Source organism: Mycobacterium sp. TKK-01-0059, from assembly GCF_000709305.1.
GTDB lineage: Bacteria > Actinomycetota > Actinomycetes > Mycobacteriales > Mycobacteriaceae > Mycobacterium > Mycobacterium intracellulare.
In genome coordinates, this window is record NZ_KL446993.1 from 3,214,462 (window position 1) to 3,234,885 (window position 20,424).

General features: G+C 68.5%; 18 protein-coding genes. 9 read left to right on the top strand and 9 right to left on the bottom strand.

Going from position 1 to position 20,424, the window contains the following annotated elements:
* Positions 1 to 81 precede the first annotated feature (81 nt).
* The 3 genes from K883_RS15475 (at position 82) to K883_RS15485 (ending at position 5,191) form a co-directional block, all read left to right on the top strand.
* A complete protein-coding gene (locus tag K883_RS15475) occupies positions 82 to 1,233 on the top strand; it encodes a metallophosphoesterase family protein (protein ID WP_014379577.1) in 1,152 nt (383 codons plus the stop codon).
* Positions 1,230 to 3,851, top strand: coding sequence for an AAA family ATPase (locus tag K883_RS15480; RefSeq protein ID WP_036454875.1), 2,622 nt, complete (start codon positions 1,230 to 1,232; stop codon positions 3,849 to 3,851). The genes K883_RS15475 and K883_RS15480 overlap by 4 nt, the downstream gene beginning before the upstream one ends.
* Positions 3,852 to 3,946: 95 nt before the next feature.
* Positions 3,947 to 5,191: an alpha/beta hydrolase gene (locus K883_RS15485; RefSeq protein ID WP_036454878.1), complete on the top strand. Its 1,245-nt coding sequence runs from the start codon at positions 3,947 to 3,949 to the stop codon at positions 5,189 to 5,191.
* Here the strand turns inward: K883_RS15485 and K883_RS15490 are convergent.
* The 4 genes from K883_RS15490 to K883_RS15505 all read right to left on the bottom strand — a co-directional run bounded on the left by K883_RS15490 (position 5,178) and on the right by K883_RS15505 (position 10,687).
* Entirely contained in the window at positions 5,178 to 6,812 is a 1,635-nt protein-coding gene (locus K883_RS15490; protein ID WP_051701159.1) for an ABC transporter family substrate-binding protein, read from the bottom strand. The genes K883_RS15485 and K883_RS15490 overlap by 14 nt on opposite strands.
* Positions 6,813 to 6,846: 34 nt before the next feature.
* Positions 6,847 to 8,682, bottom strand: a complete 1,836-nt coding sequence (locus K883_RS15495; protein WP_036454883.1) for a dipeptide ABC transporter ATP-binding protein — start codon at positions 8,680 to 8,682, stop codon at positions 6,847 to 6,849.
* A complete protein-coding gene (locus K883_RS15500; protein WP_036455553.1) occupies positions 8,679 to 9,554 on the bottom strand; it encodes an ABC transporter permease in 876 nt (291 codons plus the stop codon). The genes K883_RS15495 and K883_RS15500 overlap by 4 nt, the downstream gene beginning before the upstream one ends.
* Before the next feature lie 155 nt (positions 9,555 to 9,709).
* Positions 9,710 to 10,687 carry an ABC transporter permease gene (locus K883_RS15505; protein ID WP_008254743.1) on the bottom strand — a complete coding sequence of 326 codons (978 nt, stop codon included), beginning with the start codon at positions 10,685 to 10,687 and terminating at the stop codon, positions 9,710 to 9,712.
* Positions 10,688 to 10,899: 212 nt separating this feature from the next.
* On the opposite strand from K883_RS15505, the gene K883_RS15510 reads away from it, so the two are divergent.
* Complete coding sequence (locus tag K883_RS15510) at positions 10,900 to 11,391, top strand: beta-class carbonic anhydrase (protein WP_008254746.1); 492 nt, start codon at positions 10,900 to 10,902, stop codon at positions 11,389 to 11,391.
* Between the two features lie 74 nt (positions 11,392 to 11,465).
* Here the strand turns inward: K883_RS15510 and K883_RS15515 are convergent, their stop codons facing one another.
* On the bottom strand, positions 11,466 to 11,906 hold the full coding sequence (locus tag K883_RS15515) for a PaaI family thioesterase (protein WP_008254748.1): 441 nt from the start codon (positions 11,904 to 11,906) through the stop codon (positions 11,466 to 11,468).
* Positions 11,907 to 12,018: 112 nt separating this feature from the next.
* Between K883_RS15515 and cysD the strand changes: the two genes are divergently transcribed.
* From cysD to K883_RS15530, 3 genes are read left to right on the top strand one after another with little or no spacing between them, the layout of a single operon-like run.
* The gene (gene cysD / locus K883_RS15520) at positions 12,019 to 12,948 is read left to right on the top strand and encodes a sulfate adenylyltransferase subunit CysD (RefSeq protein WP_036454886.1); all 930 of its coding nucleotides are present in this window, start codon (positions 12,019 to 12,021) and stop codon (positions 12,946 to 12,948) included.
* A complete protein-coding gene (gene cysC / locus K883_RS15525) occupies positions 12,948 to 14,789 on the top strand; it encodes an adenylyl-sulfate kinase (protein WP_008254752.1) in 1,842 nt (613 codons plus the stop codon). Before cysD ends, cysC begins: the two co-directional genes overlap by 1 nt.
* Before the next feature lie 58 nt (positions 14,790 to 14,847).
* On the top strand, positions 14,848 to 15,333 hold the full coding sequence (locus tag K883_RS15530) for an Rrf2 family transcriptional regulator (protein WP_008254753.1): 486 nt from the start codon (positions 14,848 to 14,850) through the stop codon (positions 15,331 to 15,333).
* 17 nt (positions 15,334 to 15,350) lie between these two features.
* On the opposite strand, the gene K883_RS15535 is transcribed toward K883_RS15530, so the two are convergent.
* Both K883_RS15535 and K883_RS15540 read right to left on the bottom strand, forming a co-directional pair.
* Entirely contained in the window at positions 15,351 to 15,740 is a 390-nt protein-coding gene (locus K883_RS15535; protein WP_008254755.1) for a VOC family protein, read from the bottom strand.
* Between the two features lie 43 nt (positions 15,741 to 15,783).
* The gene (locus K883_RS15540; RefSeq protein ID WP_008254757.1) at positions 15,784 to 16,197 is read right to left on the bottom strand and encodes a VOC family protein; all 414 of its coding nucleotides are present in this window, start codon (positions 16,195 to 16,197) and stop codon (positions 15,784 to 15,786) included.
* Between the two features lie 66 nt (positions 16,198 to 16,263).
* Here K883_RS15540 and K883_RS15545 point away from each other — a divergent pair, with 66 nt between their 5' ends.
* Positions 16,264 to 17,142 (top strand): LLM class flavin-dependent oxidoreductase, encoded by an 879-nt coding sequence (locus K883_RS15545; RefSeq protein WP_008254760.1) that lies wholly within the window; start codon positions 16,264 to 16,266, stop codon positions 17,140 to 17,142.
* Positions 17,143 to 17,211: 69 nt separating this feature from the next.
* A complete protein-coding gene (locus tag K883_RS15550; RefSeq protein WP_036454889.1) occupies positions 17,212 to 18,078 on the top strand; it encodes a tetratricopeptide repeat protein in 867 nt (288 codons plus the stop codon).
* A gap of 16 nt (positions 18,079 to 18,094) precedes the next feature.
* Here the strand turns inward: K883_RS15550 and K883_RS15555 are convergent, their stop codons facing one another.
* Both K883_RS15555 and K883_RS15560 read right to left on the bottom strand, forming a co-directional pair.
* The gene (locus K883_RS15555; RefSeq protein WP_036454891.1) at positions 18,095 to 19,813 is read right to left on the bottom strand and encodes a potassium channel family protein; all 1,719 of its coding nucleotides are present in this window, start codon (positions 19,811 to 19,813) and stop codon (positions 18,095 to 18,097) included.
* A gap of 195 nt (positions 19,814 to 20,008) precedes the next feature.
* Positions 20,009 to 20,380 (bottom strand): nuclear transport factor 2 family protein, encoded by a 372-nt coding sequence (locus tag K883_RS15560; protein WP_036454894.1) that lies wholly within the window; start codon positions 20,378 to 20,380, stop codon positions 20,009 to 20,011.
* Positions 20,381 to 20,424: the final 44 nt, after the last annotated feature.

A 20,424-nucleotide genomic window follows, 5' to 3' on the forward strand; every position in this document is an offset into this window, starting at 1 on the left:
GAGGTCCCGCGTCTTGTCGGTGCGCAGACCTAAACTCGCGATGCCCGGAGTAAACACGCAGTTCGAAAGGGGGTCGCCCACATGCGATTCCTGCACACCGCCGACTGGCAACTGGGCATGACCCGGCACTTCCTCGCCGGCGACGCCCAGCCACGCTACTCGGCGGCCCGCCGCGACGCGGTTGCCGGTCTGGGGGCGCTCGCCGCGGAGGTGGGCGCCGAGTTCGTCGTCGTGTCGGGCGACGTCTTCGAGCACAACCAGCTCCCGCCGACGGTCATCGGACAGTCCCTGGAAGCCATGCGCGCCATCGGAATTCCGGTGTATCTGCTTCCGGGCAACCACGACCCACTGGACGCCTCATCGGTGTACACCAGCGCGCTGTTCGCCGCCGAGCGTCCCGACAACGTCGTGGTGCTCGACCGTGCCGGCGTGCATCAGGTGCGCCCCGGCCTGGAGATCGTCGCCGCGCCGTGGCGGTCGAAGGTGCCGACCACCGACCTGGTCGCCGACGTCCTCGACGGCCTGCCCGCGGCCGCGGGCACCCGAATCCTCGTCGCGCACGGCGGGGTCGACGTCCTGGACCCCGACAAGGACAAGCCGTCGCTGATCCGGCTCGCCACGCTCGACGACGCGCTGTCCCGCGGCGCGGTGCACTATGTGGCGCTGGGGGACAAGCACTCTCTGACCCAGGTCGGCGACAGCGGCCGGGTCTGGTATTCCGGATCGCCGGAAGTCACCAACTTCGATGACGTGGAATCCGACCCGGGCCACGTCCTGGTCGTGGACGTCGACGAAACCGACCCGCGGGGCGCGGTCTCGGTGACCGCACGAGACGTCGGACGCTGGCGCTTCGTCACGCTGCACCGTCAGGTCGACACGAGCCGCGACATCGCCGACCTCGACGTGAACCTGGACCTGATGACCGACAAGGACCGAACCGTGGTGCGCCTGGCGCTCACCGGCTCGTTGACGGTCACCGACCGCGCCGCCCTGGACGCCTGCCTGGACAAATACGCGCGGTTGTTCGCCTGGCTGGGCCTGTGGGAACGGCACACCGACCTGGCGGTGATCCCCGCTGACGGCGAGTTCAGCGATCTCGGGATCGGGGGATTCGCCGCCGCGGCGGTCGAGGAGCTGGTGGCGACGGCCCGCGAGGAGGATTCCGCCACCGCCGTCGACGCCCAGGCGGCGCTGGCGCTGCTGCTGCGCCTCGCCGATCGGGGCGCGGCGTGAAGCTGCACCGGTTGATCCTGACGAACTACCGCGGCATCTCGCACCGGGAGATCGAATTCCCCGACCACGGCGTCGTGGTGGTGTGCGGCGCCAACGAGATCGGCAAGTCGTCGATGATCGAGGCGCTGGACCTGCTCCTGGAGTCCCGGGATCGGTCGACGAAGAAGGAAGTCAAGCAGGTCAAACCCACCCACAGCGACGTGGGCTCCGAGGTCTCCGCCGAAATCAGTTGCGGCCCCTACCGTTTCATCTATCGCAAGCGGTTTCACAAGAAGTGCGAGACGGAGCTGACGATCATCACGCCGTGCCGCGAACAGCTGACCGGCGACGAAGCCCACGAACGGGTGCGGGCGATGCTGGCCGAGACGGTGGACAGCGACCTCTGGCATGCCCAACGTGTGCTGCAGTCGACGTCGACGGCCGCGGTGGACTTGTCGGGATGCGACGCGCTGTCACGCGCGCTCGATGTGGCCGCCGGCGACAGCGGCGGGCTCTGTGGCACCGAGCCGTTGCTGATCGAGCGGATCGACACCGAATACGCGCGGTACTTCACCCCGACCGGGCGTCCGACGGGGCAGTGGGCCGCCGCGATCGCCCGGCTCGCCGATGCCGAGGCCGCGGTCGCCGAGTGCGCGGCCGCCGTCGCCGAGGTCGACGACCGGGTCGCTCGCCACGCCGTTTTGACCGAGCAGGTGGCCGACTTCTCCCAGCGGCGCATCGCCGCCGGCCCGCGCGTGGCGGCCGCCCGGGAAGCCGCCGACCGGATCGCCGAGCTCACCGCGCAGCAGCGCGAAGCCCAATTGGTTGCCGCCGCCGCGGCGGCCACTAGCGCCGCGGCGACCGCCGCCCACACCGGCCGTTTACAGCTGCTCGCCGAAATCGACGCCCGCGCCGGCGCTGTCGCCGAAACGGAAGCCCAGGCGCACCAAGCCGCGTCCGCGCACGCGTCGGCGCGCGCCGAGGCCGAGGCGTGCGAAGCCACGCTCCAGCGGGCCACCCAAGTCCTGGCCGACCTGCAGTGCCGGGTCGACGCCGCGCGCCGCGGCGTCGACCGGCTCGCCGACCTCGAGGAGGTCGACCGGTTGAGCACCCGGCTGGCCAAGGTCGACGCCATCGAGCGGGATCGTGAGCGAATCTGCGCCGAGCTCAGCACGATCGCCGTCACCGAGGAACTGCTGCGACGAATCGAGGACGCCTGCGCCGCGGTCGATCGCATCGGGGACCAGTTGGCGTCGACGTCGGCGGCGATCGAATTCACCGCCGCCGCGGACATTCACCTGGTGGTCGGCGGTGAGCGGATCTCGTTGTCGGCGGGGCAGAGCTGGTCGATCACCGCCGCCGGGTCCACCGTGGTCGAGGTGTCCGACGTCCTGACCGCCCGGGTCACCCCTGGCGCGACCACCCTGGACATCCACGCGAAACATGCTGCAGCACAACAAGAAATGACCGCGGCGCTGGCCGCCGCCGAGGTGGCCGATCTCGCCGCCGCGCGTTCGGCCGACCAGCGGCGCCGCGAGCTAATGAGCACCCGCGATCAGCTCGGCGCCACGCTGGCCGGTCTGTGCGGCGACGAGCAGATCGACGAGATGCGCTCGCGCCTGGCGCGGCTGCGGGCCCAGCAGCCGGCCGAGCCGGCGCCCGGTGCCACGGACATCGGCGCCGCCCGCGCCGAACTCGACGTGGCCCAGCAGGGTCATGCGGCGGCGTCGACCGACTGCGAGGCTCACCGCCAGGCCGCCACCGCCGCCGCCGCGGCGCTGGCCGAGTTATCCACCCGGGCAACCGTTCTGCAGAACACGTTGGAAGCCCAGCGGGCCGAGCTGCAGGCGGCCGCGGGCCGGCTGGCCGCCGAGCGCGCCTCGGTCAGCGACGAGGAACTCGCGGCGTCGGCGGACTCGGCGTTGCGGGCCGAGCAGGCCGCGGACCAACGAGTCGGCGAGCTCGCCGCCGCCTTGGCCGCCGCGTCCCCCGATGCCGTTGCCGCCGAATTGGCCGAGGCCACAAAGGAAGCCGAGTCGCTGCGGGAGCGCTACGAAGAGGCCGCCCGCGCGTTGCGTGAGATCACCATCGAACTCTCGGTGTTCGGCAGTGAGGGGCGCCAGGGCAAGCTGGACGCCGCGGAAACGGAGCGCGAGCACGCCGCCACGGAGCACAGTCAGATCGGCGCGCGGGCCCGGGCCGCGAAACTGCTGCGCTCGGTCATGACGCGTCACCGCGACACCACGCGCAGACGCTACGTCGAGCCTTATCGCGCGGAGCTGCAGCGGCTCGGACGTCCCGTGTTCGGGCCGAGTTTCGAGGTCGACATCGACAGCGACCTGTGCATCCGTAGCCGCACGCTCAACGGCATCACGGTGCCCTATGAATCGTTGTCGGGCGGCGCCAAGGAGCAACTGGGCATCCTGGCCCGGCTGGCCGGTGCCGCCCTGGTCGCCAAGGAGGACGCCGTGCCGGTGGTCGTCGACGACGCACTGGGTTTCACCGACCCCGACCGGCTGGCCAAAATGGGTCAGCTGTTCGACAGCGTCGGCACTCACGGGCAGGTGATCGTGCTCACCTGCAGTCCCGACCGTTACGACGGTGTGCGGGGCGCGCATCGCATCGACCTCACCGCCTGAGGGCCGCTGACCTCAGCCGATACCGCCGGGCGTGACGACTCGGCGCGTGCCGGGATGCGCTGCCTGCAGAATGGGGCCATGGCGGTCCGACACGAATGACGATGAACGCGAAGCGGAGCCGGGTGCAGCAGAAGCTGGCGGAATTGCCCGGCGTGCGCGCCGTGCGCCGGCCGATCTCGCCGCACAGCGCCGCCGAGTTCGATCTGTACTACGTGCGCACGGGCCGCAAGTCCCGCCACCCGCTGGTCATCATCCCCGGCGGGCCGGGCGTGGCGTCGGTGCAGATGTACAAGGGACTGCGCAGGCGCGCGGCGGCGGCCGGTCTCGACGTCATCATGATCGAACACCGCGGGGTGGGGATGTCGCGCCACGACGATTCGGGTGCCGACCTGCCCCCGCAGTCCATGACCGTGAATCAGGTCGTCGACGACGTGGCGGCGGTGCTCGACGACGCCCACTCCGACTCGGCCGACATCTATGGCGCGTCCTACGGCACCTATATCGCGGCCGGAGTGGGTGTGCGCCATCCCGACCGCGTGCACGCGATGGTGCTCGATTCGCCGCTGCTGTCGCGGCACGACATCGTCATCGTGCGCCGGGCGATTCGCCGGCTGCTGCTCCGGGGCGACAGCCCCGAAACCGCCGCCTTGGCACCGAAAATGCGCAAACTGGTCGACGCCGGCGTCATGACCCCGGCGGCGACACACGTCGTCGCGACCATTTACGGCTACGGCGGCGCCGACCTGCTCGAGCGTCAACTCGATCTGTTACTGCAGCGCCGGAAACTCTTGTGGTGGACGCTATCCCGGTTCACCACCCTGAGCAATCTGCCGTTCCGCTACGAGGAAGATCTGGTGAGCCGCATCGCGTTCCGCGAGCTGGACTACGCCGCCGAACCCGACGGCCTGCCGCTGGACCCCGCAGTGGCCGAAAGCGAAGCGCGCACGCAGCGAGTGACTTTCGAGGACGAGCCCTATGACCTGCCCACGGAAATGCCGAACTTCAACTGGCCCACCGCGGTGATTTCCGGCGGCCGTGACCTCATCACCCCGCCGGCGGTGGCCGAGCGCGTCGCGTCGCTGCTGCCCGATGCGGTGCTCTTGAGCCTGCCGAGCATGGCGCACAGCGCGCTGGATTTCCGCGAGCCCGTCGCTCTCGCCGCCGCCGAGGCGGTGGGGCGCGGCGACCTGAAAGGGCTTGCCGCCCAGGCGTCGGCGCTGGACGCGCTGCCGCCGCGCCCCGAGGTGCGGCTGCTGTGGAAGTTGATCGAAACGGCGGCCGCCGCCGAAGGGGCGCTGCCGGTCCCTACGCGGCTGTTGCGCCGGCTCAGCTGCGCGTGAATCCGATGGCGGTGTAGTCCAGGTCGCCCAGGCCGGCCGCGCCGAAGTTGGCCAGCGTGCTGCGCACCGCGACGTCCCCGGGCGACTGGGTGAGCGGCAGGCTGAACCCCTCCGCCCAGATCAGCCGGTCGAGGTCGTTGGCCAGCGCCCGCGCCCTGTCGGGATCGAGTTCTTCCAGGGTCCGCTCGATGGCGGCGTCGATCTGCGGGCTGCCGATCTTGCCGAAGTTGCTTTCCCCGTCGGACTTGTAGATCTGGGTCAACGACGAGAGCGGGAAAGCGTCCCCGAGCCAACCGAACTGGGCGAGGTCGAAGGCGCCGACGTTGATGTAGTTGGTGAAAAAGCCGCTGCCCGCGCGGGCGACAAGCTCGAGCTTGACGCCGATCTGGGCGAGGCTGTGCTGGGCGATCTGCGCGAACTGTCGGCTGCCCTGGGCGTCGTAGAACAGATCACGAATGACCAGCGGGCGACCGTCCTTCTCCCGGAACTGGCCGACCTGCTTCCAGCCCAGGGCATCGAGCTCGCGCTTGGCCGCGGCCGGGTCGTAGGGAACCACGGCGCTGTTGTCCTGGTAGCCCTTCTGGCCCGCGACGTAGATGTGATTGCCCAGCGCCACCGGGTCGCTGGTGAGGCCGTACTGGACGACCTTGGCGATGGTCTGGCGGTCGATGCCCTTGGACACCGCGACCCGCAACGCCTTGTCGGCCAGGATCGACCCCGGGGCGCCGTTGAAGGTGATGTGCGACCAGGCCGGGGCGGGGGCGCGCCGGATCGTGATTCCCTTGGTGCGCTGCGCGATGGTCAGTTGATCGATGGTGCCGACCCCGGTGGCGTCGATCGTGTTGTTCTGCAGGGCCGGCAGCCGCGCGGCGTCGTCGAGCACCAAGTAGGTGATGTTGTCCAGGCGCGGCCGCGGGCCCCACCATTTCGGGTTGCGGCTCAACACGATCCGCTGGGTCGTCCGATCCAACGAGGTGGTGATGAATGGGCCGGCCGACGGACCCGGCCCGTCCAGCTGGCCCTTGTTGAACGCCTCGGGGGTAGCCGTCATGCTCTTGGGCAGCAGCATCCCGTTGCCGGCGAACATGCCGCGCCACTCGGCGTACGGCTTGGCGAAGGTCATGACGGCCTGCCGGTCGTCGACGCCGCGGGTCACCGAGGCGACGCGCTCGGCGCCGCTGGGCCCGGCGATCTCGAAATTCTTGTCGGCGCCGCTCAGCGCGTGAACCTGGCTGGCGATGTCCTCCCAGGTGATCGGGGTGCCATCCGACCACACCGCCTTGGGGTTGATCGTGTAGGTCACCACTTGCGGTGCGGTTCCGGTCAGTTCGATGCTGGTGAAGTAGTTGGTGTCGACCGTCGTCGAGCCGTCCGGCCCGATGACGAAGGCGCGCGGCAGGGTGGCCTTCATCATCGCGGCGACCTCGGCGGAATTGCCGTCGATGTGCAAAATGTTGAAGTTCGGCGGGAAGGCGGTGAGCGCGAGTCGCAGGTCACCGCCGTCTCGCAGGGTGGCCGGATCGCGCGGGTTGATGTCGCTGGACGTCCCGATCCGCGCGTTTTGCCCCGTTTCCGGAATCAGGTTGATGGCCGGCGAGCAACCCGACAGCGCCAGCGCCATCGCGAAAAGCGCTGCCGCCAAACGGATGCCGCGGCTAGCCACGAGCGCCCGGATCGGGTCGCGGCACGGCGTTCAGCAGTTGCCGGGTGTATTCGTGTTGCGGGTTGTCGAAGACCTGCCGGCTGTCGCCCCGCTCGACGACCGTTCCGGAACGCATCACGACCACCTCGTGGGCGAGGTGCTTGATCACCGAAAGGTCATGGGAGACGAACAGATAGGACAAGCCGAAGAGCGCTTGCAGGTCGAGCAGCAGGTTGATGATCCCGGCCTGGATGGAGACGTCGAGCGCGGAGACGGGTTCGTCGAGCGCCAGGATCTTCGGTTGCAGCGCCAGCGCACGTGCGATGCCGATGCGCTGCTTCTGCCCGCCGGAGAACTCGGCGGGGTAGCGGATCGCGTCGGCGCGGCGCAGGCCCACGATCTCGAGCAGCTCGGCGACGCGCGCGTTGGTGCGGCCCTTGTCGAACCCGTTGGCGCGCAGCGGTTCGGCGAGAAGCTCGAACACCGGCAGGCGCGGGTCCAGTGAGGCGACCGGGTCTTGGAACACGACCTGAATGTCGCGTCGCAGCGACCGCCTGCTCGCTGAGCTCAGCGTCGTGACATCGGTGCCCAGCACTTCGATCGATCCCGATTGGGGCCCGGTGAGTTCCAGGATCTCGTGCAACGTGGTCGATTTCCCCGAACCGGACTCGCCGACGATGCCGAGGGTACGGCCCTCCCGCAGCTCGAAACTGACGCCGTCGACGGCGCGCACCTCGCCGGCGCGGCGGCGCAGCACGCCCTTGGTCAGTCGGTAGGTCTTGGTCAGGTCACGCACCCGGACGACGACCGACGAGCCATCGGGTCTCACCGACTGTGCCGTGGTGCTGACGCCGTAGATGTCCGCGGCGCTGCGGCCGCCCACCTGATCGGTGCGGATGCAGGCCGCCCGATGGTCGGCACCGACGGGAAGCAATTCCGGCTCCTCGAGCCGACATTCGTCGATGGCCAGCGGGCAGCGCGGGGCGAACGGACAGCCGGGATCCAGACCGGCCAACGACGGCGGTGCGCCGGGGATCGGCACCAACCGGGTGCCCTGTGCGGCGTCCAGCCGCGGAACCGAGCCCAACAGTCCGACGGTGTAGGGCATTCGGCGGTCCCGGTAAAGGTCGTGCACCTCGGCGGATTCGACGACCCGCCCCGCGTACATCACCAGCGCCCGGTCGGCGAACTCGGCGACCACACCGAGGTCGTGCGTGATGATCAGCACCCCGGCCCCGGTGACGTCCCGGGCGGTTTTGAGGACCTCGAGGATCTGCGCCTGCACGGTGACATCGAGTGCGGTGGTGGGCTCGTCGCAGATCAACAAGTCGGGGTCGTTGGCGATCGCGATCGCGATGACGACCCGTTGCCGTTCACCGCCGGAGAGCTCGTGCGGAAACGCGCGGGCGCGGCGCTCCGGCTGGGCGATGCCCACCAACTCGAGCAGTTCCACCGCGCGATGACGGGCCGCCCGCCGTCCCACCCGCGGCTGGTGGATCTCGATCGCCTCGGCGATCTGGTCGCCGACGGTGTACACCGGTGTCAGCGCCGACATCGGATCCTGGAACACCATGCCGACCGTCTTGCCGCGGAACCGCGACATCGCGTCGTCGTCCAGGCCCAGCAGCTCGGTGTCGTGCAGCCGGACCGAGCCGCGCACCCGCGCGTACTCGGGCAATAGGCCCACCACCGCCATCGCCGAAACGGACTTGCCCGAACCGGATTCGCCGACCATGGCGACGACTTCGCCCGGTTCGACGCGGTAGCTGACGCCGCGCACCGCGGTCACCGGATCGCCGCCGGTCGCGAAGGTCACGGCCAGGTCGGTCACCTCGAGCAGGGGACTCATCGCGCACCGCCCCGCACCGGGGTGCTGCCCGGGTCGAGCGCGTCCCGCAGGCCGTCGCCGGTCAGGTTGGCGCACACCAGGATCAGCACCAGCACCCCGGCGGGAAAGAGGAACACCCACGGGAACGTGGTCGCCGACTGGGTGCCATTGGCGATCAAGGTGCCCAGCGACACATCCGGTGGCTGGATGCCGAAACCCAGGAAGCTCAAGCCGGTTTCGGCCAGAATGGCCGAGGCGACGTTGAGCGCCGCGTCGATGATCAGGATGGACGCCACGTTGGGCACCACATGCCCGACGATGATGCGGCGGCTGGAGACGCCCATATACCGTGCGGCACGGATGAATTCGCGCTCGCGCAAACTCATGGTCATGCCCCGCACCATGCGGGAACTGACCATCCAGCCGAATCCCGCCAGCAGCAGAACGAGCATCACGATGTTCGCCGAGTCCTTGGTGCGCGGCGTCACGATCGCGATGAGGATGAAGCTGGGCACCACCAACAGCAGGTCGACCAGCCACATCAGCACCCTGTCGCGCCAACCGCCGAAATAGCCCGAGACCGAACCGACGGTGGCGGCGATGCCGGTCGAGATGACCGCCACGCAGACACCGATCAGCATCGACTTCTGCATTCCCCGCAGGATCTGCGCCAGCAGGTCTTGGCCCAGCGCGTTGGTGCCCAGCCAGTGGCGCGCGCTGGGCGGCTGCAGCAGCGCGGTGAAATCGAGGTCCTCGTAGGAAAAGGGAAGCACCGCGGGCAGGGTGTAACAGCCCACGAACAGCAGCACCAACAAGGTCAGCGACGCCACCGCGAACCGATTGCGCGCGAACCTGCGCAACACCAGCGTGCGGCGCGAGGTGAAGTCCGCCACGTCGTGACTCGAAAACCCGTGGGCGCCATCGATTTCCGCCGCGGAGGTCCGTGGGCGCCGCTGCGCCTCATCGCTTCGCTCTGCATCGTCGGCGGCGGAGGTCCGTGGGCACCCCTCCTCCTCATCGCTTCGCTCTGCATCGTCGGCGGCGCGGGTCATGACACCCTGACCCTCGGGTCGAGAGCCGCGTAAAACACGTCGGAGAGCAGGCCGGCCAGCAACACCACCGCGCCGGAGAACACGGTGATGGCCGCGACGATGTTGGTGTCTTGCGTCGCGATGCCCTGCACCAGCCATTCGCCCATGCCGTGCCAGCCGAAGATCTTCTCCACGAACACCGCTCCGGTGACCAGCCCGGCCACCCCGTAGGCGAACAGGGTGGCCAACGGGATCAGCGCGGTGCGCAACCCGTGCTTGACCAACGCGCGCCGGCGGGTCAGCCCCTTGGCCCGCGCGGTGCGGATGAAGTCCTGGCCCAGGACGTCGAGCATCGCGTTGCGCTGATAGCGGCTGTATCCCGCCGCGGCCGCCAGCGCCAGGGTCAACGACGGCAACACCAAATGCCGCAACCGGTCGAAGAAGTGCGCGCCGGCCCCGCCGGACACCCCCGGCGATGTCTCCCCGGTGTAGTCGAAAATCTGCAGACCCACGGCCCAGTTCACCCGCAGCGCGGCCAGGATCAGCAGGTTGGCGATGACGAACGTCGGGGTGCTCAACACGAGCAGGGCCATCATGGTGACGACGCGATCGCTGAGCCGATACTGCCGAATCGCGCCCCACGCCCCGGCCGCGATGCCCGCGACGGTGCCCACCAGCGACCCGATGACCAGCAGGCGCAGCGTCACTCCGACTCGGCGCCACAGTGACTCCCCGACGGACTGCCCGGTGACGGTCTTGCCGAAGTCACCGCGGACGGCGTGTGAAGCCCAGTGCGCGTAGCGGATCGGGATCGCCTCGTCGAGACCGAGCGCGTGGGCCTTGGCGTCGATGACGGCTTGTGGTGGTCGCGGGTTGCGCTGCAACAGGCTGTCCAGCGGTTTGAAGGCCACCGACGTCAGGCAGAACGTCAGAAACGATGCCAGCGCCAGCAGCACGACGTAGTTGAGCAAGCGGCGGGCGAGAAACCGGGTCATACCCGTCCGCACAGCACGCGTCGCATTGGGACAGGTTATCGAGCCGGCGGCACGGCGTCGCGCGTGCAGCGCCGGGCGCGTTCGGTGAGCTTCAGATCTGCTTGATTCTCATGCGTGAATCGCGTGTGATCGGTTGTTAACATGCACCGCGGTACCGAGCCGTGCGGCGATTGCGGCACGCCTCAGACCGCGACACTGTCGAGGAGGCTTGCGTGACGGTTACCGATGACTTGCTGGGCAACAACGCCGAATATGCGAAGACCTTCAACGGGCCGCTGCCGATGCCGCCGGGCAAGCATGTGGCGGTCGTCGCGTGCATGGATGCGCGGCTCGACGTGTACCGCCTCCTCGGCCTCAACGAGGGGGAGGCCCACGTCATCCGCAACGCCGGAGGGGTCGTCACCGACGACGTCATCCGCTCGCTGGCCATCAGCCAACGACTACTGGGGACGCGAGAGATCATCCTGATTCACCACACCGATTGCGGGATGCTCACGTTCACCGACGACGACTTCAAGCGCACCATCCAGGAGGAGACCGGGGTCAAACCGCCGTGGGCGGCCGAGGCGTTCCCGGATGTCGCCGAGGACGTCCGGCAGTCGCTGCGGCGCATCGAGGGCAGTCCGTTCGTCACCAAGCACGTCTCCGCGCGTGGCTTCTTCTTCGACGTCGCCACCGGCAAGCTCAACGAGGTCACGCTCTAGAAGCGCGCGCCGAGCGTGTAGCCACGGCGAAAAATCGGCCCGATCCCCGCCATCAGTGCACGTTCGGTGGCCCTTCAGCCGACCTTGTAGGTCGCCAAGGCCTTGGCCACCAGCGTGCCCCCCGAGTCGACGATCTCGGCCTCGCAATTGACCAGCGATCGGCCGCGTCGCAGCACCCGGCCGATGCCGATCACGTCGGTGGCCCGAGCCGGGGCCATGTAGTCCAGCGCCATCGACACCGTCACGCCGCGTAGTTCCGGCGGGGCTGGGACGCCGCACCACGCCGCCGCCATGACGGTGAGGTCGGCGAGGGTGGCGATGGCCCCACCGTGAACCATGTCGCCGAGCGTCACGTTGGACGGGTCCCAGGGCAGCCGCAGCCGCACCTCGTCCTCCTCGAGCCGGTCGGCGACGATGCCCAGCTTGACGACGAACGGGGACTGGGGGATGAACTGCGCGATGACGTCGCGGCCGCTGGGCGCGGGCGGGCGAGAAGGTCCGGGGTGAGAAGTCATTCGTCCATGTTTTCGCACCCCAGGTTGACAGGTCCAGCGCCAGCTGGTCTCATATATCGCTAAGATGCCAAATATGGTCAGTTCTGCCAGGTTTTAGCGAGTGAAGGAAGCTATGACCAGTGATCTGAAGGCGGCCCCCGCCGTCGGACAGTACGAATTGAGCCACCTGCGCTCGCTGGAGGCAGAGGCGATCCACATCATTCGGGAGGTGGCCGCCGAGTTCGAGCGGCCGGTGCTGCTGTTCTCGGGCGGCAAGGACTCCATCGTCATGCTGCATCTGGCGCTGCGGGCGTTCCGTCCGGGCCGGTTGCCGTTCCCGGTGATGCACGTCGACACCGGACACAACTTCGACGAGGTGATCGCGACCCGCGACGAGCTGGTCAACGAGCACGGAGTGCGCTTGGTCGTCGCCTCGGTCCAGGAAGACATCGACGCCGGGCGGGTGGTCGAGCCACGTCAGGGGCGCAACCCCATCCAGACCGTGACCCTGCTTCGCGCCATCCGGGAGAACAAGTTCGACGCGGCGTTCGGCGGGGCGCGCCGCGACGAGGAGAAGGCCCGCGCCAAGGAGCGTGTGTTCAGCTTCCGCGACGAGTTCGGTCAATGGGATCCGAAGGCGCAGCGGCCCGAGCTGTGGAACCTGTACAACGGCCGGCATCACAAGGGTGAGCACATCCGGGTCTTCCCGCTGTCCAACTGGACCGAGTTCGACATCTGGTCCTACATCGGCGCCGAGAACATCGCCCTTCCGTCGATCTATTACGCGCACCGGCGCAAGGTCTTTCGCCGTGACGGCATGTTGTTGGCGGTCGATAAGAACATGCAGCCCAACACCGACGAGCCGGTGTTCGAGGCGACGGTGCGCTTCCGCACCGTCGGGGACGTCACGTGCACCGGATGCGTGGAATCGCAAGCCGCCACCGTCGACGAGGTCATCGCCGAGACCGCGGTGTCCCGGCTCACCGAACGCGGGGCGACCAGGGCCGACGACCGGATCTCGGAGGCCGGCATGGAAGACCGCAAACGACAGGGATACTTCTGATGGCCACCTTGCTGAGGCTCGCAACCGCGGGTTCCGTCGACGACGGCAAGTCCACCCTGATCGGCCGCCTGCTGTATGACTCCAAGGCCGTCATGGAGGACCAGTGGGCCGCGGTGGAGCAGACGTCCAAGGACCGCGGCCACGACTACACCGACCTGGCGCTGGTGACCGACGGCTTGCGGGCCGAACGCGAGCAGGGCATCACGATCGACGTCGCCTACCGCTACTTCGCCACTCCCAAGCGGAAATTCATCATCGCCGACACCCCCGGCCACATCCAGTACACCCGCAACATGGTGACCGGGGCCTCGACCGCCCAGCTCGTGATCGTGCTCGTCGACGCGCGGCACGGCCTGTTGGAGCAGTCACGCCGGCACGCTTTCCTGGCGTCCCTGCTGGGCATCCAGCACATCGTGCTCGCGGTCAACAAGATGGACCTGATCGGTTGGGACAAAGAGAAATTCGAGGCGATCCGCGACGAGTTCCACGCCTTCGCCGCTCGGTTGGACGTGCACGACGTGGCCACCATCCCGATCTCCGCGCTGCACGGCGACAACGTGGTGACGAAGTCGGACCAGACGCCGTGGTATGAAGGGCCGGCCTTGTTGTCGCACCTCGAAGAGGTGTACATCGCCGGCGATCGCAATATGGTTGACGTGCGGTTCCCGGTGCAGTACGTCATCCGGCCGCACACCCGCGAACATCAGGACCACCGCAGCTACGCCGGCACCGTCGCCAGCGGCGTCATGCGCGCCGGGGACGAGGTCGTGGTGCTGCCCGTCGGCAAGCACACCCGCATCACCGCGATCGAGGGCCCGAATGGTCCGGTGGAAGAAGCGTTCCCGCCGATGGCCGTGTCCGTCACCCTCGCCGACGAGATCGACATCTCGCGGGGAGATCTGATCGCCCGCACCCACAACCAGCCCCGGGTCGCGCAGGAGTTCGACGCGACGGTGTGCTGGATGGCCGACGGCGCGGCGCTCGAGCCCGGCCGCGATTACGTCATCAAGCACACCACCCGCACCACGCACGCCAAGGTGACCGCGCTCGACTACCGCCTCGACGTCAACACGCTGCACCGCGACAAGTCCGCGACGGCGTTGAAGCTCAACGAGCTTGGCCGCATTTCGCTGCGCACCCAGGTTCCGCTGCTCCTCGACGAGTACACCCGGAACCCGAGCACCGGGTCGTTCATCCTCATCGACCCGCACACCAACGGCACCGTGGCCGCCGGCATGGTGTTGCGCGACGCGTCGGCGCAGGCGGCGAGCCCAAACACGGTGCGGCACAAGCCTTCGGCGATCGCGCAGGCCCGGCCCCGCGGCAAGACGGTGTGGTTCACCGGTCTGTCCGGCTCCGGCAAGTCGTCGGTGGCCATGCTGGTCGAGCAAAAGCTGCTCGAAAAGGGGTCTCTGGCTTACGTTCTCGATGGGGACAACCTGCGGCACGGTTTGAACGCCGACCTGGGCTTTTCCATGGCCGACCGCGCCGAGAACCTGCGCCGGCTCGCGCATGTGGCGGCGCTGCTCGCCGACTGCGGCAACGTCGTGCTGGTGCCGGCGATCAGCCCGCTGGCCGAACAACGCGAATTGGCCCGCAAGGTGCACGCCGACGCCGGGTTCGAGTTCATCGAGGTCTTCTGCGACACCCCCATCGACGAATGCGAAAAGCGTGACCCCAAGGGGCTGTACGCGAAGGCGCGCGCCGGTGAGATCACCCAGTTCACCGGGATCGACAGTCCGTATCAGCCGCCGGCGAATCCCGATCTGCGGCTCACCCCGGACGGCACCATCGAGGAGCAGGCGCAGCGGGTCCTCGACCTGCTCGAATCGCGCGGGTAGCACGCCGGTGCCGCCCGGCTGCGCCGAAATGCCCGCACCGGATGGCACAATCCTGAGAGTGCGCATGTCAGCGAAGGCGGAGTACGCCGTGCGGGCGATGATCCAGCTCGCCACGGTGTCCGACGGGACGCTGGTGAAGACCGACGACTTGGCCCAGGCCCAGGGCATCCCGCCGCAATTTCTCGTCGACATCCTGACCAACCTGCGCACCGACCGGCTCGTGCGCAGCCATCGTGGCCGTGAGGGCGGCTACGAATTGGCCCGCTCCGGCAGCGACATCAGCATCGCCGACGTCCTGCGCTGCATCGATGGGCCACTGGCCAGCGTCCGCGACATCGGACTCGGGGACCTGCCGTATTCGGGACCGACCGCCGCGCTCACCGACGTCTGGCGGGCGCTGCGCGCCAGCATGCGGTCCGTGCTGGAACAAACCACCCTGGCCGACGTCGCGACCGGCGGCCTGCCCAAGCATGTGGCGCAACTGGCCGACGACTATCGGAAACAGGAGAGCCAGCGGCACGGCTCGGCGCGCACCGGCGACTAGGCAACGTGCACAACGGCTCAGCCGCCCGACCCGTAGGGGCGGGTGAGGATCTCCATGGCATGACCGGAGGGGTCGGTGAAATACACCCCGCGTCCGCCGTCATTGTGGTTGATCTCGCCGGGACGCGTGGCGCCCGGATCGGCCCAGTGCTGCATGCCACGAGCCCGGATCTTGTCGTAGATCGTGTCGAACTCCTGCTCGGACACCAAGAAGGCGTAGTGCTGACGCGGGATGTCCGCGCCGTCGGGGGCATCCGCGTAGTCCAGGGTGGCACCGTGCTCTAGTTCGACAACCATGAAGTGGCCGAACGGCTTTGGGCTGGGCAGCCCGAACAGCTCGGTGAGAAACTCGGCGGATTCTCGTTTGTCGCGCGACGCGACGATGGTGTGGTTGAAACTGATGCTCATAGTTCTGTCCAGTCAACCACCGCACGCCCCGCGCGACAACGCGCTACTTCGGCGCGGTCAGCTCCAGGGCGATGTTGTCGGGGTCGCGGAACTCCAGTATGTAAGACGGCCCGATGTCCTTGATCGGCTCGTGAGTGACGCCAAGGTCATCGAGATGCGCTGCCGCCGAATCCAATTCGTCCCTAGTGGTGAGCCGGAACGCGATGTGGTCCAGCCCGACGCGATTCTCGTCGAAGCGGCCCGCGGCGACGGGCCGCAGGCCGAGCAGCGTGCCGCCGAGGTCGTAGATGACACCGCCGAACAAAAAGCTCAACTGATTGCGGGTGGCTTCGTCGGCGTTGTCGGGGACCTCCAGCAACACCGGCCAGCCGAACACGCTCTCGTAGAACTGCCGGGATCGCTCGATATCGGTCACGGTCAGTCGGACATGCGCGATGGAAGTGCTGGTGAAGTCCATTCGGTCCATGGTTCCACTGATGGGTCGCATGTTAAACATGCCAGAATCGCCGTCGTGCAGATAGCGATGACGATGCCGGTGATGGAACCGGATCTGGATGCGACGGTGCTCGAGACCTGGGCGCGCACCATTGACGAGGGGCCGTTCTCGTCACTGTGCTGGGGTGAGCGCATCGCGTTCGACAATCCGGACAACCTGACGCTGCTGGGCGCGCTGGCCGCCTGGACCGATCGGGTGCGGCTGCTGACGACGGTGATCGTGCCGCAACTGCACGACCCGGTCATGCTCGCCAAGGGTCTGGCGACCGGCGACATGCTCAGCGGCGGCCGGTTGACCGTCGGCATCGGGGTGGGCGGCCGGCACGAGGATTACCACGCCGTCGGCGCCGACCCCGCCACACAGACCATGCGCGGCATGGCCGAACGGGTGGCGGTGATGAAGCGCGTCTGGGCGGGGGAGAAGACCACCGACTCGGTGCGGCCCGTCGGTCCGGCGCCGGTGCAGCCCGGCGGTCCACCGCTGTTCGTCGGCAGTATCGGTCCGAAGACCATCCGCAGCGCCGCGGCGTGGGCCGACGGGCTGGCGGGCACCACCCTGGACCTCGACGTCGCCAAGCAGAACGAGCTGTTCGACGTCACGCGAGACGCCTGGGCGCGGGCCGGCAAGCCCAAACCCCACCTCATCACCTCGTTTTGGTTCGCTTTCGGGTCCCCCGAGGAGTCCCGCGCCCAGGTGCACCGCCATCTACGTCGCTACATGAACTGGATACCGGCCGAATACGTCGACGCCATGGCGCCGATGACCGGGTGGGCCGGCAGCGAAGACGAGCTGCTGGACGTGCTGCGCCGGTTCGAGGAGATCGGCACCGACGAGGTTCAGCTCATCCCGACGAGCTCGGATGTCGATCAGCTGCGCCGCGCCGCGGAGGTCGCCGGGCGGCTGTAGTCCTGCTCGGGCCGAGCGGCGGCACAGGGTGAATTGCCGCATCGGCGCCGCGGGGTTTTCATTAGCGACATGACGCAGCAGGAGGTGCCCGCCCCGCTGGCCGAAATGACCGGGCTGATGGCGCAGTGCGCGAACAACGGCGATTTCGCCGGGGCCGCGCTGCAGGCGAACGAGCTGGTGACCCTGTGCCGGGCAACGCTGGGGGAGCGCGATCCCAACGTCCTCGAGCTCAAGGTGGCGCTGGCCACCGTGCAGCTGCGGGCGGGCGAGGACGCCGCCGTCTACGCCGACCTAAAGGAGTTGATACCCGATCTCGTCGAGGTGCTCGGTCGCGATCACCTGAGCACCTTGACCGCGCGCCACCTGCTGGCGGGTCGCCGACAACCGCCGGTGTCGTCGCTGTCCGAATGGTCGCAGCTCGTCACCGACGAACAGCGGATTCTGGGGCCCGACCACGAGAGCACGCTGATGGCCCGCGAGAGGGTCGCCGAGAAGCGTTGGGAGACCGGTGATTTCGCCGGAGCTATGACCGAGGGCCAACACGTGCTCGCCGCGCGGCGCCGGGTGCTCGGCGACGACCACGCCGACACCCTCGGGACGCGGTTGATGCTGGCGATCTGGCGAGGACGGGCCGGTGACATCCCCGGGGCGATCACCGAACTCGAGTGGCTGATCGGCGAGCTGCGCGACAAGCTGGGAAGCGACCACGTTCATCTGCTCATGGCGCGGCACATGTTCACGCTGTGGGCCCCGAACCGGGCCGGCGTGACGGACGGGGTCACCGCATGGGAGGCGCTGGTCGAGGAGGAAGCCCGCGTCCTCGGCGACGAGCATCCGGTGACAATCGCGGCCCGTCAGGAATTGGCCGGCTGGTGTGCCCGGCACCGCGCCCGCGCGGGCGAACCCGACACCCCGGTGGACTGGTCCGCCTCCTGACCTGGATGCGCCGGCGTCAGGTCGCCGCTTTGTCCGCCGGGCGCTCGTCGTCGACGGCAGGCTCCTGCGGTGGCTGCCCCTTGCGCAGCGTCTCCAGCAGCTCGCGGTACGGCCCGACCAGGTAGACGGTGTCGCCGCCGCGAAGCCAGGCGTCGCGGCGCGGGTGTAGCTCGACCGGGGCGTCCCGACGGGTGATGGCGATGACCCGGGTCTGGGTGGACATTTCGAACATCCGCAGCCCGTCGAGTTCGCTGCCGGCCGCCACGTGCATGGCGCCGACCATGAAGGATCGCTGCCCGACCGAGAACGTGCCCAGCACCTGCAAACCCATCGCGGCACCGATGAACCACGGGGCGGCCAGGTCGACTGTCGACCGGACGTTCTCGAACCCGAACCGCTTGGCCACCGCGTCGCCGAGGGTGCGGTCGTAGATGCGCAGCACGATCGGCACGTCGGGCCGGTTGACCTCGGGCATCACCCGGGGACCCAGCATCTCGCGCAGCACGATGCCGATCTCGATGTTGACCATGTCGTCCTGAGTCAGCACGGCCACGGCCCGGGCGCGGTCGACGCGGGCCGACTCCAGCGTCTGGCGCAGCGTGGCGTCCCCGAAGATCACCGGCACGTCGAGTTCGGCCGCGGTCGACAGGAACCGGTTGTTCTCGTCGCGTTCGATCACCGCGACGTCGTATCCGGCCGCGGTCAGATCGCCGACGACGCGGCTGCCGAAGGAGCCCAGCCCCACCACGATGATGTGGTCGCGCAGGTGGCGCGCCCGCCGAACACCGGCCGATTGCAGGACGCGGCGCGACAACAGCAAGTCCGCCACGAAGGCGACGAGCAGCGCGGTGGTGGTCACGCCGGCGAACATCAGGCCGACGGCGAAGATGCGTAGCCACGCGGATTGTTGGGCGAAGGTGAATTCGCCGTATCCCACGGTGGTGATGGTCTCCGCGGTGAAATACATTGCGTCAAGCCAGGACAGGCGCGGCTTCGTGTAGGAGAAGTGCACGACGATCGTCGACGCGAGCAGCAGGGTGAGCGCGAGCAGCATGGCGGGGAAGAGCAGGGGGTTGACGTCGTCGCGCATTGCGCGTGCGGCGTCCGAGGCCCGCCGCACCCACGAGCGGCGCGAGCGCGTCGCGGTCGGCCGGGGCGTCTTGATGCCGCGGGCGGCCAGTTCGTCGGCGCTGCCGATCATGGCGGTCCAATCACCGGCGCGCACCCGATGGTCGCGGCCCGGACAGGGCACCACCTCGCCGGGGGTGGCGGCGTCCTGGCCGTGGATCACGGCCACCGGTGCCAGGTCGCCGTAGATCTCTCGAAGGGTCGCGTCGCGTGGCGCCTCGGCGCCCGACACGACGAAGTCGATGCCGGCCGCCTCGACCGGGTGGGTGTTGCTCGCCAGGCACGCCTCGACGACCGACGGCGCCGCGAGGTCGGCGACATCGAGGATGGCCCCGGGGCCGTTGTCGGCGGCCACCGCTCCCCGCAGCACGTCGTTGCCCAACCGGGCGACCACGCGCAGATTCGGATTCGTTTTCCTTGCCAATAAAGCGTTTTCGAGATTTTTGGCGTCGTCACGCCCGGCGCAGACGATGGCGCTCGCCAGGGTGAGGTCCGCGCCGGTGAGGTCCTCGCTCGGCAGCTTGACGACGGTGGCGCCCGCGCGGTTCAGTTCCGTGGCGATCGTGGTCGCGAGCACGTCGTCGCCGCTGACGATGATGCCACCCATAAACCCCACCTCTGATGACATTGGCGCTCACGTGTTGCTATGACTATCGGGCACCGTGCCGGTTGACGCCAGTGCGACATGTGCTCAAGCGCGAATTGATTGGGGGGCGGGCGGGCGGCGGGCCGCGGCCAAAGGCACTGCGATCGTGGGCGCGAATCCGAGTTAAGCCATATGCCAACGGGATTGGCGACCGGGCTACAACACCTGGACGTCAGCCGGTGACCAGAACGCCCGCATCGACGTGATTTTGGCGTCCGCGTCGAACGACATCGTCGAGATGGGGGAGATCCGGGTGCGGCTGTCACCGGCGTCGAGCGTGAGGTGCCACAAGAAGGCGGCTTCGCTGCCGGAGACCCGCAATTCGGCGAGTTCGGTGTCCTTCTTGGCGTCTTGGAATCCCGCATAGAACGCGCGGATGGCGTCATGCCCGCGGCGAATGTCGGCGCCGATCGGATCCTCGATGGTGGCATCGGCGGCGTAGAGGGTCACGATGTCGTCGGCGGTGCCCGTGGCGACGAGCGCGAGGTAGCGATTGACGGTCTCGGTGATGGCTTGCAGGGACGGCATGGATTCGGACGCTACTCCCTCGCCATGGCCACCGCTTCAGGAGC